This is a genomic window from Sporolactobacillus shoreicorticis, assembly GCF_024125445.1.
Taxonomy (GTDB): domain Bacteria; phylum Bacillota; class Bacilli; order Bacillales; family Sporolactobacillaceae; genus Sporolactobacillus; species Sporolactobacillus shoreicorticis.
On record NZ_JAMXWM010000019.1, the window covers coordinates 59,807 to 76,991 of the forward strand.

Annotated in this window: 19 protein-coding genes; all 19 read right to left on the reverse strand. The window is 43.1% G+C overall.

Features of this window, described 5'->3' with window-relative positions:
- Positions 1 to 81 precede the first annotated feature (81 nt).
- Positions 82 to 873, reverse strand: coding sequence for a CheR family methyltransferase (locus NIE88_RS14775; protein ID WP_253063258.1), 792 nt, complete (start codon positions 871 to 873; stop codon positions 82 to 84).
- A 39-nt stretch (positions 874 to 912) separates the two neighbouring features.
- Positions 913 to 1,335: a nucleoside-diphosphate kinase gene (gene ndk, locus NIE88_RS14780; RefSeq protein WP_253063260.1), complete on the reverse strand. Its 423-nt coding sequence runs from the start codon at positions 1,333 to 1,335 to the stop codon at positions 913 to 915.
- A gap of 92 nt (positions 1,336 to 1,427) precedes the next feature.
- A complete protein-coding gene (locus NIE88_RS14785) occupies positions 1,428 to 2,396 on the reverse strand; it encodes a polyprenyl synthetase family protein (RefSeq protein ID WP_253063262.1) in 969 nt (322 codons plus the stop codon).
- A gap of 56 nt (positions 2,397 to 2,452) precedes the next feature.
- A complete protein-coding gene (locus NIE88_RS14790; RefSeq protein WP_253063286.1) occupies positions 2,453 to 3,172 on the reverse strand; it encodes a demethylmenaquinone methyltransferase in 720 nt (239 codons plus the stop codon).
- 5 nt (positions 3,173 to 3,177) lie between these two features.
- Entirely contained in the window at positions 3,178 to 3,957 is a 780-nt protein-coding gene (locus NIE88_RS14795) for a heptaprenyl diphosphate synthase component 1 (RefSeq protein WP_253063264.1), read from the reverse strand.
- Between the two features lie 70 nt (positions 3,958 to 4,027).
- On the reverse strand, positions 4,028 to 4,258 hold the full coding sequence (gene mtrB / locus NIE88_RS14800) for a trp RNA-binding attenuation protein MtrB (RefSeq protein WP_253063266.1): 231 nt from the start codon (positions 4,256 to 4,258) through the stop codon (positions 4,028 to 4,030).
- A gap of 27 nt (positions 4,259 to 4,285) precedes the next feature.
- On the reverse strand, positions 4,286 to 4,849 hold the full coding sequence (gene folE / locus NIE88_RS14805; RefSeq protein ID WP_253063268.1) for a GTP cyclohydrolase I FolE: 564 nt from the start codon (positions 4,847 to 4,849) through the stop codon (positions 4,286 to 4,288).
- 428 nt (positions 4,850 to 5,277) lie between these two features.
- Positions 5,278 to 5,550 carry a non-specific DNA-binding protein Hbs gene (gene hbs / locus NIE88_RS14810; protein WP_023510384.1) on the reverse strand — a complete coding sequence of 91 codons (273 nt, stop codon included), beginning with the start codon at positions 5,548 to 5,550 and terminating at the stop codon, positions 5,278 to 5,280.
- Positions 5,551 to 5,830: 280 nt separating this feature from the next.
- Positions 5,831 to 7,318 carry a stage IV sporulation protein A gene (gene spoIVA / locus NIE88_RS14815; protein ID WP_253063287.1) on the reverse strand — a complete coding sequence of 496 codons (1,488 nt, stop codon included), beginning with the start codon at positions 7,316 to 7,318 and terminating at the stop codon, positions 5,831 to 5,833.
- A 339-nt stretch (positions 7,319 to 7,657) separates the two neighbouring features.
- The gene (locus tag NIE88_RS14820) at positions 7,658 to 7,921 is read right to left on the reverse strand and encodes a stage VI sporulation protein F (RefSeq protein ID WP_253063270.1); all 264 of its coding nucleotides are present in this window, start codon (positions 7,919 to 7,921) and stop codon (positions 7,658 to 7,660) included.
- A 61-nt stretch (positions 7,922 to 7,982) separates the two neighbouring features.
- Positions 7,983 to 9,029, reverse strand: a complete 1,047-nt coding sequence (locus NIE88_RS14825) for an NAD(P)H-dependent glycerol-3-phosphate dehydrogenase (RefSeq protein ID WP_253063271.1) — start codon at positions 9,027 to 9,029, stop codon at positions 7,983 to 7,985.
- Positions 9,030 to 9,076: 47 nt separating this feature from the next.
- Complete coding sequence (gene plsY, locus NIE88_RS14830; protein WP_253063272.1) at positions 9,077 to 9,679, reverse strand: glycerol-3-phosphate 1-O-acyltransferase PlsY; 603 nt, start codon at positions 9,677 to 9,679, stop codon at positions 9,077 to 9,079.
- 17 nt (positions 9,680 to 9,696) lie between these two features.
- The gene (der, locus tag NIE88_RS14835; RefSeq protein ID WP_253063273.1) at positions 9,697 to 11,013 is read right to left on the reverse strand and encodes a ribosome biogenesis GTPase Der; all 1,317 of its coding nucleotides are present in this window, start codon (positions 11,011 to 11,013) and stop codon (positions 9,697 to 9,699) included.
- Between the two features lie 362 nt (positions 11,014 to 11,375).
- Positions 11,376 to 12,530, reverse strand: coding sequence for a 30S ribosomal protein S1 (rpsA, locus tag NIE88_RS14840; protein ID WP_253063274.1), 1,155 nt, complete (start codon positions 12,528 to 12,530; stop codon positions 11,376 to 11,378).
- Between the two features lie 73 nt (positions 12,531 to 12,603).
- Positions 12,604 to 13,200, reverse strand: a complete 597-nt coding sequence (locus NIE88_RS14845) for a lysophospholipid acyltransferase family protein (protein WP_253063275.1) — start codon at positions 13,198 to 13,200, stop codon at positions 12,604 to 12,606.
- Positions 13,197 to 13,874, reverse strand: coding sequence for a (d)CMP kinase (gene cmk / locus NIE88_RS14850; RefSeq protein WP_253063276.1), 678 nt, complete (start codon positions 13,872 to 13,874; stop codon positions 13,197 to 13,199). Before cmk ends, NIE88_RS14845 begins: the two co-directional genes overlap by 4 nt.
- A gap of 65 nt (positions 13,875 to 13,939) precedes the next feature.
- Positions 13,940 to 14,626, reverse strand: coding sequence for a flagellar brake protein (locus NIE88_RS14855; protein WP_253063277.1), 687 nt, complete (start codon positions 14,624 to 14,626; stop codon positions 13,940 to 13,942).
- Between the two features lie 146 nt (positions 14,627 to 14,772).
- On the reverse strand, positions 14,773 to 16,101 hold the full coding sequence (gene ypeB, locus NIE88_RS14860; protein ID WP_253063278.1) for a germination protein YpeB: 1,329 nt from the start codon (positions 16,099 to 16,101) through the stop codon (positions 14,773 to 14,775).
- Between the two features lie 11 nt (positions 16,102 to 16,112).
- A complete protein-coding gene (gene sleB, locus NIE88_RS14865) occupies positions 16,113 to 16,958 on the reverse strand; it encodes a spore cortex-lytic enzyme (protein WP_373689444.1) in 846 nt (281 codons plus the stop codon).
- Between the last annotated feature and the right edge of the window lie 227 nt (positions 16,959 to 17,185).

The following is a 17,185-nucleotide window of genomic DNA, read 5'->3' on the forward strand; positions in this document are numbered from 1 at the left end:
AGTCAATAACTTATAATGTAAATTCATCATAGTGAACTTGTTGGTAACTGTCAATCATAAATGAGCAACATCTTTGAAAAATCAACCGTTATTTTCTGTTTTCTGATAAAAAAAGGTTTCTGTTGAACATAAATGATACACAGCAGGGCTGAATATCTGTTCTGTACTTCCAACAAATAAAATCCCGTCTGACTTCAATGCGTCGCTCAACTTTTGATAGATCTTTTTTTTACCTTCTTCAGTGAAATAAATGAGCACATTACGGCAGACAATAATATCAAAATGACCGGGGAGCGGATCTAAGAGCAGGTCGTGCTTCATAAAGCATATGGTCTGTCTCAGCTCGTCCTCCACTTCAAAGAGCAGACCTTTTTTTGAAAAATGCCGACGTTCATCGGCAGTTAAATTCTCAATTGCTTTCTCTAAATATGTGCCTTGGCTCGCCGTATTTAAGATTTTCTGATCTATGTCAGTAGCCATAATAGAAAAGGCCTTCTTAGACATATATTTGCTGCAAAGGATCGCTAATGAATAGGGTTCTTCCCCTGTCGAGCAAGCAGCACTCCAAATATTCAGATGCTTATTTTCAGCCGCCAGTTCACGAATTTTATGTTCAAGTATATTCCATCTAGGACGGTTTCGAAAAAATTCGGTCACATTGATTGTCATCCTGCTCAAAATCTCGTCAAGCAGCTGTTTATTCTCCTTCAATTGGTATGCATAGTCAACAAAGGAAGGAATCTCTCTTTTTATTCGAAGCGAATTCAACCGGCGTTTCATCTGTTCCTGTTTATACAGAGACAAATTAATACCTGTGAGCTGAAAAAATAAGCTTTTAAATTGCTCGTAATCTTGCTCCATTGCTTCGCTCATCGCACAATCTCCTCAATCAGCCTAAGATATCTGTCTCTCTTATTCATTACTTACAAATTCGTTAGCCTGAAAAAAGAGATTAATTTCACGTTCTGCGTTTTCAGGCGAATCTGATCCATGGATAACATTTCGATTCATACGGGTGGCATAATCACCACGTATTGTCCCCGGCGCCGCTTTCTCAGGATCGGTAGAACCCATCATGAATCGAGAAAGTTTAATAATATTCTCACCTTGCCAAACCATTGCAAACACCGGTCCGGAAGTCATAAAAGTAGTCAGATCCTCGTAATACGGCCTTCCTTCGTGTTCGTAATAGTGCTTCTTGACCAACTCGTCAGAAATAACCATAAGCTTGCCGGCAATCAATTTAAAACCTTTCGCCTCAAATCGTGCGATGATACTTCCGATCAGGCCTCTTCTTACAGCATCCGGTTTAATCATTAAAAATGTGCGTTCCATCATCATCAGACTCCCTAAACTTAGACTCAGCATCGCATGAGCGCGTGCACAACAAATGGTCACGGGTACGGACTTTCATGCGGCTTGTTTGATTAATCGTTTCTTGTCCCAATATAATCCGCTATTTCTTTTAATGAGCGTGTTGCACGCTGCTGTGGCAAACGCTCCAAAATTGTTTTTGCCTTGCTTAAGTAAGCATCACTAAGTTGCTCCGAATCTTGTATTGCTCCGCAATCTCGAATTGCACAGATGATCGAATCCCAGTCCGACTGCTTCGGATTTTTATCTTCCAGAACACTTAAAATAGCATTCCGCATCCCGTACTTATGCAAGGCAAAGAATGTTGGCAAGGTAATATTCCCATTTCTCAAATCGCCGCCCGCAGGTTTTCCCAATTGTTTTTCAGTCCCTACGAAGTCAAGAATGTCATCGGTCATTTGGTAGCTCATACCCAAGTAATAGCCAAAATAGTAAAGGCTTAATCCTACCCTAGAGGAGCACCCTGAAGCCAGTGCCCCCAACTGACAGCTGAGGGCCATCAGCAAAGCGGTTTTTCTTTTAATTCTTCTCAGATAAACACGCATATTCTGTTTCCAATGATACAACTCTTTAATTTGATCGATTTCACCAAGACTTAAATCACGGATGACGCGCGATATACTCATATGGATTTCATCATTATCAAAATCAGAAATTAATTCAATCGCTCTGGCAAATATAAAATCACCGGTAAACATGGCCACTCGATTATCCCATTGGGCCTTAACCGTTGGTTTCCCGCGGCGAAGATTTGAATCATCCACGACATCATCATGAACGAGAGAGGCCATATGAATCAATTCAAGCATGACTGCCGATTTCATTACTGTTTCTCGTGAAGGATCGCCGTATTGCGCACAAAGCAGCGTCAGCAGCGGACGAATTCGTTTTCCACCTGCTCTGAGCAAGTCAAGAGAAGCTTCGTTCAGAATAGGCTGAGGTGCCTTAAGTGCCGACTCCAGTCGGCTTTCAATTTGTTTTAACTTACTTTTCTGTTCCATATAAATTCTGGTCAGGGTCATCTCTTTCACCTTTCGTTACCGTTCACTACGCAATAAACGATTGCTGAAAAAAGTAATTACTTTTGAATCAACGGTTTGATTCCCTTATGGATTGCAGCAATTCCGCCCATTAATGAGCACACCGATATATTTTCAAAACCGGCTTTTCGGAAGAGTTCGGCTAATGTTTTCTGATCCGGGAACGTTGATGCAGATTCATTAAGCCACGCATATTCTTTATAGCTTCCGGCAAACAATTTTCCAAGAAGCGGCATAATGAATCGAAAATAGAAAAAGTACAGTTGCCGGTATATCGGTAGCTTAGTTTGTGACGTCTCAAGACAGACGAGACTTCCTCCGGGCCGCAGAACACGATTGATCTCCTTTAACACAGTCAGATAATCCGGAACATTTCTGAGTCCGAACCCGATCGTTGCTCGATCAAAGGATGCATCTTCATAGGGGATCGCCATCGCATCGCCGCTAACAAGCTTAATGTTCTCAAGCTGATTTTCTTCCCGTTTGAGTTCGGCAATCTTCAACATATTATCGCTGAAGTCGAGTCCGACAACATTACCTTGTGGTCCGACTATCTTTGCCATTGAAATGGTCCAGTCACCAGTCCCGCAACAGACATCAATGACTTGATGACCTTGCTTTGCGGCGACAATACAGTCAGCTTTTTGCCGCCACACTTTATGGCGATTAAAACTGATCAATGAATTCATCACATCATACTTCTTATAGATTCGTTGAAAGACACGGTGAACCTTCTCATGCTTTTCTGCCTGTTCCATCATCATTAATAGGTCCCTTCCTCAACACCTTCAGCCAGTCGGCTGAGCTGATCCCGCAAATAATCAATGACCTGAATCAACCATTCCGAATGGTTTTCCTGTCTATTCAGAATATGAGTCAAATGGGCAACCTTGTTCTTGATTTCTTGGTCAAGTCTGTCGGTCACTTTCTCAAATCTGCCCTGAATCGTCTGTGAAAAATAGCTGTCTCGCTCAGATTTCCCATGATTTTTCCGCTCAATAACAAGCCTTTTTATTAAAAAATAGGCATTTAAGTATGGAACAATCCGTGCAAAGCCAAGCTGGCGTGCAAGCTTCTCGACAAGAGCGCTCTCAATCTTCATCACAATTTCTATTGTTTCAGGCCAGCTCAAACGAGTTTCCGAATAAAAAAAAGCAAATTTATGTAAATTGAAGGTTTGAATCGCCTGCGCCACCCATTTGACGACCTCCATATTTGATTGGCGTGCAAGCGTATAATAGTAAAGTGCGCTGTAAAAATCTCCGGACAGTACGGTTAACTGCCTCATCTTAATTGCGTTCATGTCTGAACGTTTCTCGACCGTTATCATCTCGTGAGTGTTTAAGCCGATTTCCGCAACCATCACGCTCTTAGCGTAGACACCGGCGTTCGCCCTTGATTCCTGCCGACGAAACAATAAATAATAAATCATAAGTTTATCACGATCAATTACCGGCTCCGGCAAAATTGTTTTTACGTAATCATGATTCAGTTCATTTCGAAGTTGTTGATATACTAATTCTAATTCCTCATTTAGCGACAATGCAGTGCCTCCCATGCAAATAGTCACCACAGGGGTCGTCTTCGGTCCAAGTGGTGATGACCCCGATGCATCATTCCGACGTGATTGTACCATGCTTTGTTTGTATGGTTGCTTTGCCATGCACCTTAATTGCCGAAGTATGCTCTGTGAATTGTGCGATCATCACCTCACCTTTATCCAGCTTCTCTGTATGAAAAAAACGTGTTTCCGCGCCTCGAGTTAATCCAATAACATTGACACCGTCCGCGTTTGCTTTAATGACAAAATAATCACCCAATACTTCTTCATTCCTAAGTTCCATGATCCGTTCCTCGCTTTTCATTTGGAATTAATGGTTAATTAAAGACATCGCTTCCGCACGCGCCGTTGAATCCTTTTGGAAAACGCCGCGAACAGCTGAAGTAATCGTTCGTGCGCCCGGTTTTTTTACGCCCCGCATCGTCATACACATATGTTCCGCCTCAATAACGACAATGACACCATAGGGACGAAGCGTTTCTACGATACTGTCTGCAACTTCAGTGGTCAGCCTCTCTTGAAGCTGGGGGCGTCTTGCTACTGCCTCAACCGCGCGGGCAAGCTTGCTCAGTCCGGTCACCCGTCCGCCTCTTGGTATGTATCCCACATGAGCCTTTCCAAAGAAAGGAACCAAATGATGCTCGCACATTGAATAGAAGGGAATATCCTTTACTAAAACGAGCTCTTCATGTGCTTCATCAAATGTTTTCGATAAGTACTCTTTCGGATCCTGCCGCACTCCCTGAAAAATTTCTTCGTACATACGAGCCACACGCTGAGGCGTTTCGATAAGACCGCTCCGATCCGGATCCTCGCCAATCGCTTCGAGAATCATTCGTACAGCCTTCTCTATTTTTTCATGATCCACGTTCACTAACCCTTGCCTCCCAATCTGTCCTGCCTGCCGTAATGAATCAGAAACGTCTTTTGATGCATTCAAAAAGACATAGTATTTATATTGTGAAGTTTATGGAAACACAGCAAATCCTGCTTCAGCACAACTAAATGGTGCCCATTTATGCCTTTGTTAATGTTCGCCTATGCCGTAATTTACATATAACCGTTAATCACTTGTCCTAGTAAAAAATTTTAGCATAGGCAAACTTAAAAATAAAGGAAAGTCGTTCGCAATTTTTCTTGTTTTACCTTGAGTTTTCATTCAACACAATTCTCTTTTTATTGTGCTCAATACAAATGGATCTATCAGCTTCTGCCGAATCGTCTAAGTTATCGTCGATGCAGCAAAAAGAGCCATCCAAAACGGATGACTCCTTCGTACTTACGTCCTATGTATCGTATCGATCATTGGACGGCTTCTTTCAATGCTTTACCAGGCTTAAATGCTGGAACTTTGCTTGCGCTGATTTCGATCTCTTCGCCCGTTTGAGGATTGCGGCCCTTGCGAGCAGAACGTTCGCGAACCTCAAAGTTGCCAAATCCGATTAATTGAACCTTGCTTCCACTTTTCAAAGCATCGGCAATCGTTGACAGGACAGAATCAACCGCTTTTGTCGCATCTTTTTTAGATAATTCAGCAGATTCCGCAACCGCAGTAATCAATTCAGTCTTATTCAACACTTTCACCTCCTTAAAAAGGAATAACTCCTTTTTGCGCTGGATGAAACATCAACAACGCTTATAATATACGATGTGATGGAAGAATTCAACAGCTTTTATAAAAATATTGCCATATTCACGCGTTTTTAACCGTTTCTTGAATAAAAAGAGCAGTTTTGCTTCTTAATCGCATGTCAAAAGCAAAAAATTAATAAATCTGTACCTTTTATCCAGCAATTTTGAACAAAAAGAAAAAGACCCCGTCTGGGATCTTGTGTTTCGCTTATATTTAAGAATCTCACAAAATGATGGCGATTAGGCCCCCGGATCCTTCGTTAATGATGCGCTCCAAAGTTTCTTTTAATTTGTATCGAGCATTTTCAGGCATTAATGCCAGTTTCGCTGAAATGCCTTCACGGACAATAGAATTCAATGAACGACCGAAAATATCTGAATTCCAAATTGAGAGCGGATCATCCTCAAAATCTTGCATGAGATAACGTACCAGTTCCTCACTTTGCTTTTCCGTACCGATAATCGGCGCAAACTCAGATTCTACATCGACTTTAATCATATGAATGGATGGTGCGACCGCTTTTAGCCGTACTCCAAAACGTGATCCCTGCTTAATAATCTCAGGCTCATCGAGACTCATATCGCTGATTGATGGAGCAGCAATACCGTAACCGGTTTGTTTCACCATCTTCAGTGCATCGGCAACTTGATCGTACTCCCGTTTTGCATGCGCAAAATCCTGCATCAGCTGAAGCAAGTGATCTTTACCGCGGATTTCAACGCCAACGACCTCTTTCAGCACTTGATCATACAGATTATCCGGAGCGAACAAATCGATCTCGGCAGTTCCCTTTCCCATTTCAATCCCTGACAGCTGCGCATTTTCAATAAAATCATATTGTCCGAATGTACCAACCACACGGTCAACATCACGCAAACGCTTTATATCTTTAACGGTTTCTTTAACAGCGTCCTCATAGCTCTTGCGCAGCCAGTGCTCATCTTTAAGAACCATAACCCAGCTTGGCAGATTTACGTTGACTTCCAGCACTGGAAATTCGAACAACGCCTCTCGCAAAATGTTATTGATATCGTGTTCCGTCATGTTCTCAACACTTTGAGCGAGTACGGGGATATCATACTTCTCTGAAAGTTCCTTACGCAGCGCTTCAGTGTCCGGATGATAGGGATGCGTTGAGTTGATGATCAGAATAAACGGCTTGCCTACTTCTTTCAATTCATCGACAATACGTTCCTCAGACTCAACATAATCCTCACGGCCGATTTCACCGATCGAACCGTCAGTTGTAACCACAACCCCCAAAGTAGAATGTTCCTGAATGACCTTGCGCGTCCCGATTTCTGCCGCTTCTTGAAACGGGATTGGTTCATCATACCATGGTGTGTGTACCATGCGCGGACCGTTTTCATCCTCGAATCCCTTTGCTCCTTTAACCGCGTAGCCAACGCAGTCAACGACACGAATGTTGACGTCAAGACCATCTTCCACACTCACTTTAACCGCATGATTGGGAATGAACTTGGGTTCGGTCGTCATGATTTGCTTTCCTGCGGCACTTTGAGGCAATTCATCCTTCGCGCGTACGCGATCCGCCTCGTCCTCAATATTCGGCAAAACAACGAGCTCCATAAATTTCTTAATAAATGTCGACTTCCCTGTTCGGACGGCTCCGACAACACCTAAATAAATATCTCCTCCGGTACGTTCAGCAATGTCTTTGAAAATGTCCACTCGTTCAAGTTTTTCCAAAGTTGGCACCCTCCCGCTCCTCCTTCTGCAATAAACTACCTCGGTGATCGTTCTAAACATATGACTTTGTCCATTGATTATGCCAATAAAATGAGATCTTCCGAAGCGATCTGTTGATAATGGGCCGGCAGCCCCAATATTCCTGCTGCCTATCTATACTAAACTATTGTCCAATATTTTTTTTATGCCATTTATGAATAAAAAAACGGAGAGAAAACGTTGCCGTTTTCTCCCCACATGACTAATTCCTTCCACGCCCTTTGCGCTCTTGCAGAATGATTGACGCACCTATACATTATGCTATTCCTACTTCGTTTGCCGCTGGCGACGGCCCAATACTTATCGTTTTGGGCCGAAAATTTTTGACAGAGACGTAAGATTGCTCGGCATATTACCCGAAGTAATGGCTTTTACAATGGCCTCTTCCTTTTCTTTTGAAACCGGTACGCCTGCTGTATTCCCAATGCGAGCAATGAGCTCTCTGACAACCTTAGGATCGCTGAAATTAGCATTCGAAACTGAATTGGCTATCTCCAGGATATCCTCTTTCTTCACGTTCGTCTTTTTTTCGATGTTATCAAAAAAAGGATTATTAGAATCCAATGAACATCCTCCTTTACCCTGCATTCCTTACATGGTATGCGAGAAGGAGGCAACATGCCACCTATTGTTCACGCGCTATTTTTTCAGCCAGGCTGTGAGAAAGCGGCGCAATTTCATCCTTCTTATCTCGATTCATCAATTCGTCGACCGCATCTTTTGGATGTTTGCCATCAAACAGTACCTGATAGATTGCTGTAGTGATCGGCATTTCTATATTCATCTTTTTAGCTAAGGCATAAGCGGCTTCTGCTGTCCGGACACCCTCTACAACCATCCCCATCTGTTGTAATACAGAATCAAGCTTCTCTCCTTTACCAAGTAAATTTCCTGCTCGCCAGTTTCTGCTGTGCACACTCGTGCAGGTGACAATTAAATCGCCCATCCCCGTCAGTCCGATAAATGTCAACGGATGCGCGCCCATTTTTGTTCCAAGTCTGGATATTTCCGCAAGTCCACGTGTAATCAATGCAGCCTTTGCGTTATCCCCATAACCGAGTCCATCAAGAAGCCCCGCACCTAGCGCAATAATATTTTTTAATGCACCGCCTATTTCAACACCGACAGTATCTTCGTTGGTATACACGCGAAAATAATGATTAAAAAAGAAATCCTGCGCTTGTTGAGCAGCATTAAAATCAGATGATGCGACCGCAACTGTTGTCGGATGTCTCAGTGCAACCTCTTCTGCATGGCTTGGTCCTGAAAGAACCACAATTGCTGTTCGAAGCGATGCAGGTACCTCTTCCTCAATAACCTCAGACATCCGTTTAAATGAACCTGGCTCAATACCTTTCACACCATGAATGAACAACATCGGCTGCTCGATAATGCTTCGAATCTGCCGCAGTACATCTCGCATTGCTTTTGCTGGAACAACGAGAAGAACAGCGGATGCCTGACTGAGTGCCTCTCTCAAGCTCCCTGTACCTTGTACCAAATCGGAGAGTACAACACCCGGCAGATACTTTTGATTCGTATGCTCATTCAAAATCTTATCTGCCTGCTCTTGCCTGTGACTCCAAAGCGAAACAGTGAACCCATTGTCTGCGAGTACCATCGAAAGTGCAGTACCCCAGCTTCCAGCTCCCAAAACTGCTATTTTCTTCATTGCTCTGCCTCCTCGATTCATAATTTACAGCGAACAACAGAAAATTCTCAAACCTGAGCCTTCTTGTGACCGAGCTTATTTTCCTTACCTTGAATTAACCGAACGATATTCGCCCGATGCTGATAAAATGCAAGAATTGTGATTAAAAAGAGCGCCACTAAAACACCTGTAGAATAACCGTGTATGATCCATCCCAATATCGGCGTAAACAAAAGGAAAAACAAAGATCCAAGTGATACAAAACGAGTAACTGCAATAATCAAGAGAGTGATCACACCTGCAATTAATGCGAAAAGCGGCATAATCATAAAAAAGACACCAATTGTTGTTGCGACTCCTTTGCCGCCTTTAAAACCGTAATAAACAGGGAAGTCATGACCAATAATTGCCGCCAAACCCGACAGTGCTGCTGCCCAATCAGGTAAGCCGAGTAAATTGGCCATCAAAATGCAAACAACCCCTTTAAAAACATCCAACAATAATACGCCTACGGCAGGTCCTGTTCCCAGCACACGCATCGTATTTGTTGCTCCTGCGTTGCCGCTGCCTGTTTTACGAATGTCGATCTTTTTAATTTTCTTTGTAATTAAGTAACTGAAGCTGATTGATCCGATAAGATAAGAAATGATTATCGAAAATGCGATCAACATGATTCAAACCTCTCCTCTTACTTCTCATTCTTTTTTCTTGATAATAGTTTAATCGGTGTACCAATGAATCCAAAGGTTTCACGGAGCCTGTTTTCAATATGGCGCACATAAGAAAAATGCAGAAGTTCCGGATCATTGACAAACAATACAAAAACAGGCGGTCGAACAGCCACTTGAGTGCCATAATAGATTTTCAATCGTTTTCCTTTATCTGACGGTGGCGGCGTCATTGCTAGGGTGTCCATAATGCAATCATTCAGCAGGCTCGTCTGCACACGCAGACTATGGTTCTCAGCTACCTGCTCAATAACCGGCAAAATTTGATCAACACGGCTTCCAGTTAGCGCCGATAAGAAAACGATCGGTGCATAATCAATAAATTGAAACTGTTCACGAATTTTCCTCTTGAACTTGTCCATGGTTTTCCCATCTTTTTCAACAGCATCCCATTTATTGACCACAATGACAATGGCGCGTCCTGCATCATGCGCATAGCCGGCAATTTTTTTGTCCTGTTCAATAATTCCTTCTTCACCGTTTATCAAAACCAAAACCACGTCGGATTCTTCAATTGACCGTTGTGCTCGAAGCACACTGTACTTTTCCGTTTTTTCATAAACACGCCCTCGACGGCGAATGCCTGCTGTATCGACAATAACAAAATTTTGGCCGTCACGTGTGAATGGAGTATCGATCGCATCACGTGTCGTTCCCGCAATATCACTGACAATCACACGTTCCTTGCCAAGTATTGTATTGACAAGGGACGATTTCCCCACATTAGGACGGCCGATCAAAGCAAAGCGAATGGCACCATCTTCTTCCGAGTCAGGCTCGGACTGTGGAAATTTCTCAATCACAGCATCGAGCAAGTCGCCTATTCCTTGACCATGTGCACAGGATATCGCATAGGGATCTCCAAGTCCTACTGAGTAGAACTCGTACATCAACTCTTTTTGCTTAAAATTATCTAGTTTATTCACACCAAGAACAACAGGTTTCTTGGATCTTCTTAATAATTGAGCAACTGCTTCGTCGGCATCCGTCAATCCTGTTCTTCCATCGACCAGAAACAAGATTACATCCGATTCATCAACGGCAATCTCAGCCTGTGCGCGCATTTGCGCGAGCAGCGGTTCGTCGCCAAGCTCGATACCGCCGGTGTCGATGACATGGAATTCATGGGTCAGCCATGACCCGTTTCCATACAGTCTGTCTCTTGTAACCCCTGGTTTATCCTCAACAATGGCCATACGGCCACCGACAATACGGTTAAAGAGTGTTGATTTGCCGACATTAGGACGGCCGACAATGGCAATCGTAGGTTTAGACATTGTGTTCCTCCTTCACAACTGATCATACTTAAGACTTGATTAGGCGCAAAATTCACCTGCAATCTTCATCAATTTATTGCTCATCATTAGGTTCTCTCATCCGTGCTGAAACATGTTCTCCATCTTTAACAACCGTCAGCAATCAGATAAAAGCCGGTCATAAAAGAAACCTTTCCTTTATCAGGAGAGGTTCAGAAATAATAACGTTCTCAGATTGCTTATCTCAATCATTGCCCATGCAGAAATAAACGATACAAATCCTATTGCTTAGATTAAGTCCACCACTGCCCTGAAAAAGCGGAAAAAGCAGGAAGCAGGTAGCCTCCAAACATTTTCCGCCTCTTTTATGTGCATGGATTAAATTATTTATATTTTTTCAGTTGATCGCCAATCATGTCGCCAAGTGAAAAACCTGTTGCTGCTTCTTCAATCTCAGGAGCTTCAGCCGGCTGTTCCGCGTGCTTTTCAGCCTTTGGTTCTTCAAGAGCTTTAATGCTCAATGATACCCGCTGTTCATCAAAATTCACATCCAGAACTTTCACCTTAATTTGCTGGTCTTCTGAAAGCACTTCTTCAGGAGTTCCGATATGATCACGTGAAATTTCAGAGATATGAACCAACCCTTCAACACCTGGAAGCAATTCGACAAAAGCACCAAATGGAACAAGCCTTTTCACTTTTCCTTTAAGGACATCACCAGCGCTGATTTTCGATTTTGCTGTTTCCCAAGGACCCGGCTGAGTTGCCTTAATTGACAATGAAATCCGCTCATTATCAGGATCTACCGATAAAACTTTGACCTTGACTTTATCCCCTTCGGAAACAACTTCAGAAGGCGTTTCCACATGATAATGAGCAAGCTGAGAAATGTGAACAAGTCCATCGACTCCGCCAATATCCACAAATGCACCGAAATCAGTCAGCCGTTGAACAGTCCCCTCAAGAACGGAGCCTTCTTTAATCCCCTGAAGTGTCTCGATTTTTTTCTGATCAGCTTCCTCATCCAAAACCGCCCGATGCGAGAGGATAACCTTCCTCTTTTCACGGTCTAATTCGACAATTTTAACGTCGAGAGGCTTGCCTTTATAATCACTGAAATCCTCAACAAAATGACGTTCAACGAGGGAAGCAGGAATAAACCCGCGAACACCTAAATCAACGACCAAGCCGCCTTTAACAACATCGGCAATCTCAACAGAAAACGTTGTCTTTTCGTTAAATTTAGCTTCAAGATCACCCCATGCCCTGTCAGCATCAACTTCGCGTTTTGACAGGACAAGTTCGTCATCTTCCAGTTTCGTGACCTTTACACTGATCTCGTCACCTTCATGCAGCATGTCTGATACTTTTTCTACATGAAGACTTGAAAGTTCGCTGATCGGCAGAATGCCGTCTACTTTATATCCAACATCGACTAACGCATGTTTTTCTTCAACTTTTGTTACTTTGCCACTAACTACGTCGCCTACACCAATCGCATCGAAAGACGCCATTTCATGATTCACTTCTTCAACCATTCTCCGGGACCTCCTTTAATTAACCAGCCGAGAAAATATCCTACTCATAACTTCTTACAAATAGACGCTTTTGTCAAGCAGTTGGCCCTGTATGCTCATCAAGCAATGCCTGAATATGCTCCATGATCACTGCACTTGCCTCTGAAGATTTCAGTTTCAATTCTTTCATTTCCTTCGTGTTAATCGGTTTGCCGAAAATAATTTTCATCGTGCTTCTAAATCTATAGTTTCCGATAATCGCACATGGCAGAACAACCGCATCCGTTTGCAATGCAAAGAATCCTGCTCCGGACAGTCCTTTTTTCATTGGTGCATGTTCCAAATTTCGATGTCCTTCAGGAAAAATAAGCAGTGCATGACCCTCACGAATAAGTTTTATTGCTAAACGAAGTGCACCACGATCACCGGTACCTCGTCGAATTGGAAAAGCATTTAAGTGACTCAGTAATCGCCCGAAACCAGGTATGTCAAAAAGCTCTGATTTAGCGACAAAGCTCAATGGTCTTGAGAGACTGACACCGACCATCGGTGGATCGAAATTAGAAAGATGATTGCTGCAGATCAGCACACCGCCCTGCCCCGGAACATTTTCCAGTCCAATGACTTGGATTTTAAAAGTCAATTGATAAAACAATTTGACAATTGGTTTTCCAAAAGAATAAAGATTCAAGATGGCTGCTTCTCCTTCACAAAATGCAGAATCTTCTCAACTACTTCTTCAATACTGAGTGAAGTGGTATCAAGCGCCACTGCGTCTGCTGCTTTAACAAGCGGAGAGGCATCACGCTCCATATCCTTCTTGTCTCTGAGTGCGATGGATTCTTTCAACATTTCCATGGACGGATGTCTGCCCTTTTGAAGTTCTTCACGGTATCTGCGGATCGCCCGCTCTTCAACTGAAGCAATTAAGAATAGTTTAACTTGCGCATTCGGAAGTACATGCGTTCCGATGTCTCGTCCATCCATGACAACGCTGCACGATTGTGCCAACTTACGCTGTCGACTCACCATCTCAGTTCGCACAGCCTTATAAGAAGAAACCAGCGAGACATGTTCGGAGACGTCAGGATAACGAATACGATCAGTCACATCATCTCCGTCCACATATACTTTTTGCCCGTCGACCTCTTGTACCAGTTTAATATCTGTTCGATCCAATAATTCTTTCAACGCTTGGCCATTGTTTAAATTGACTTTTTCTCTAAGTGCTTTATACGTGAGTGATCGATACATCGCTCCTGTATCAATATAAACAAATCCCAATTTTTTTGCAGCAATTTTGGCAACTGTGCTTTTCCCTGCGGCTGCCGGTCCGTCAATGGCTACTTGAAATAAATTCTCCATAATACCTGCTTGCTCCCATCTGTCTTGACTGACACCTTAAATCCTTCAAAACTTTTTGCTGCTCATCAGCCTTTATGCCTGTGCGATTCCAATTCGAGCAGTTTCTTTCTTGCCTCCAACTGTTTCTCAAAGCAATAGCGTATAATCGGCTGGCGTTCTCTTTCTGACTGCAACAAAAATTTAATGGCGGCCCTTTTCCCGTTGGTGTGTTTATCATTAAAAATTTTAATGACTCGTGACTGCACCTTGATGTATTGATAACTGCCGGAAGTCATTGGCAAAGCGATCCAAGATACAATTTGATCCTCTTCTTCGATTCCAGTGTCATTGGGTAAATTGATTAGTGATCCGCCGCCGCCAATATCACTGGTCATTGTCGCAAAAGGTCGGAACGCTCCTTCGCTTGAATGAATCGCAATATCCAAGCTTGCTTCCACACGGACATAATTTCGGCGTTGAATCCCTTCCATGCTGTCTTCACCGTCAAAACTCATGAGCATCAAAGGAACCTGACCGGAAATTCGTTGAATAAACGTTGTTGGAAAGCGAAAGACTTGATTGTCACTAATATAAATAGCCATATAGGCAGTTCCATTTAGAAGCACCGGTGTCTTTCCTGTTTTTTCTTCAATCGGATACCCAATCAGCAAAGCATTGTCTTTAATTTCGGCAAGCTTGCACCGATAGCGCACGATTTGTGCATGATCGTTTATTTGCTCTAAGACCAGTGTTTCGCCGACTTTCATTTTCATGATCGTCTCCCCCGTATCTTTCACTCAACCATGAATGTATCTTTTGCCAGATTAAGCCAAAAGTCTTGCATCTCGTATTTATTATACAGTAGAAGCCACGGTTCAGCCAAGTCCCTTAAAGACAGATCAATCTAGTTTCCATCTGCCTATTCCTTCAAAAGTTCTATTTTTTCCTGATCGCCATTATCTGCATTCAGCATGACACGATACGTATCATTATTTCGCGTCGCAAAAAATTCGTAGCAAAGCACATTTTTAAGCATCGGATTCTGAAAAACAGCAAGCTCCGATTCCTGTACGTTCAAATTGGAATTCAGTTGTTTCCGAGCTTCCTTTTCCGAAAGCTTAGGTTGAAGCGGCACATGATCATACTTATTAAATAAATAGTCGGTTTGATCAAATGCAAGGATTTCACCGTTATCAAGGGCGACCTTTATTCTCATCGACGCGGGATAGATCCGTACTCCTTTTTTTTGAAGAACATAAGTCAGTACTGCCACGTGATTATACTTGTTGCGCTTGGTTAAAATCATATCCTTTACTTGCCGCTGTTTCAGAAAATTCTCCGATCTTTTTGATGCATCATAGAGATTTATGGTTTCTTTTTTAACTGGACGCTCAAAGAGAAACCAGGTAATATGTCCTCCCTTTTTTGTTACCGATGCATTGAGCGATCTTCCCTTATCATTCATAAGGATCTCGTAGGCCGGAACATTTGACCCTTTGCCCGTTTGAGTAACTTTGCGTGTTTGTGCATGCGGTTTATTAACCCATTTCTTTAGGTTTTCTATTGCCTGACTGCTCTTGACCTGCGCTCCTTTCATCGGATTAATCTTCTTTTTTTCAAGAACAACATTGTGTGGGTTTTCAGGGCTGAAGCTTTGCGTGTACTCGGTTGCTTGCCCGTCCACACGCTTCATACCGTCAATGACCTGATTATCCTGATTTTGTTTCTTACTTTTAAGCGCTTGTTCAACATCCATCCAGCGCAGATGCTGCGCCATTACCTTCGCTTGGACATCTCTTAATTCGTCACGTATTGTCATGGATTCTGAATAAAGTTTTGTCAGATTTTTGAACTCTTTACTGCTTAATGGACGATCATTAATCGTTTTGACTCCTGTATTATAGGTAAATTCACCGACATGTGCGAGAAATTCATTGGTTCTGTTGAAAGGCAGGAATGTAAGCGGAAGTTCATTTGCTGCCGCATGAGCAAGTGCACTTAATCGCCAAGTTTCCACAAGCTGCGGACGCATCGATTCTCGTGACTGCATTGCAAGCGCCGTCCCAAGAGATTCTTCTAACGAGTCCACATAATAAGTCAGTTCATGAAAAGCTTGCTGATAGTGATTTTCCGCGTTTATCATCACTGTTTTCTTCATTTGGTGCTCCTGATAGCCCCAAACGCCCAAACCGATCAACAGAGCGACCGCGATGACAGACAAACCGACAATCCAATAACGGCGTTTCATATGCGTCCCCCTTATTTACAAAAAATGTGTTTGCCAATCTTTCCAATCTGCGGTCTCGTCCAGATCCATGCAGAGGTTGCTGTGTCCGGATTAAAATAATAGAGAGCCCCATTTGACGGATCCCAGCCGTTAATTGCATCCATTACCGCTTTCTTAGCGGTATCATTCGGTGTCAGCCAGATTTGCCCGTCGGCGACTGCTGTAAATGCGCCAGGCTGAAAAATGACATCGGATATATTGTTTGGAAAGCGCGGGTCTGCCACTCGGTTGATAATTACTGCCGAAACAGCTACCTGACCTATATAGGGTTCTCCGCGCGATTCTCCATAAACCGCGTTTGCCATCAGATTCACATCTGATTTTGAATAGCCTTGTGGCAGGTTATCCATCGTGTAGTTGCCGCCTTGCTGCGGTGTATTCCCGCCTCCAGACTGGTTACTCGCACTGCCACCGGATGATTGGTTGTTTTTCTTCTTCACTTGCTGATTAAGCGGAATCCCTCCATAGTAAGTGAATTCGTTTCCTTCTCTTATGTTGCGATTGACAAAGGCCTGGTCATATTGAGAAGCTTTTATTAGTTTTTGCTTGGTTGTGCTTCCCGCCATACCATCAACGGTTAAACCGAACTGGGACTGAAAATTACGCAGTGCCCAATAGGTTCCGTAGCCAAAGGAACCATCAATTTTTCCCTTATAGAAACTAATGTACTGAAGACGCGCTTGAAGCTCGACGACATCTTCTCCCGTATCGCCGCGCATGATCACACGATTTGAAAATGCTGCGGCATCAAAGGCATGAGACAACAGGAGCGATGCAAGAATAGCAGCACATATGCCTCGAATCAGTCGTTTTCTCAATGACTTAATCCTCCCCGGAGTGTGCATAGAGCCACTCAATAGTTCATACGATTTCCTTGAAACTCTGAAATCAGCTTTATGTTTCCAAGAAAAGATGGTTTTATGCATTGATACACAGCATTAGAAAACTGGGATTCACCAAGCCTACGATGAAGACACAAACTTAGCTGTGACAGCCATAGACGGTTTAGTGTTCGACTTGCCACCAGACGTAGGTTTTGCCGGAC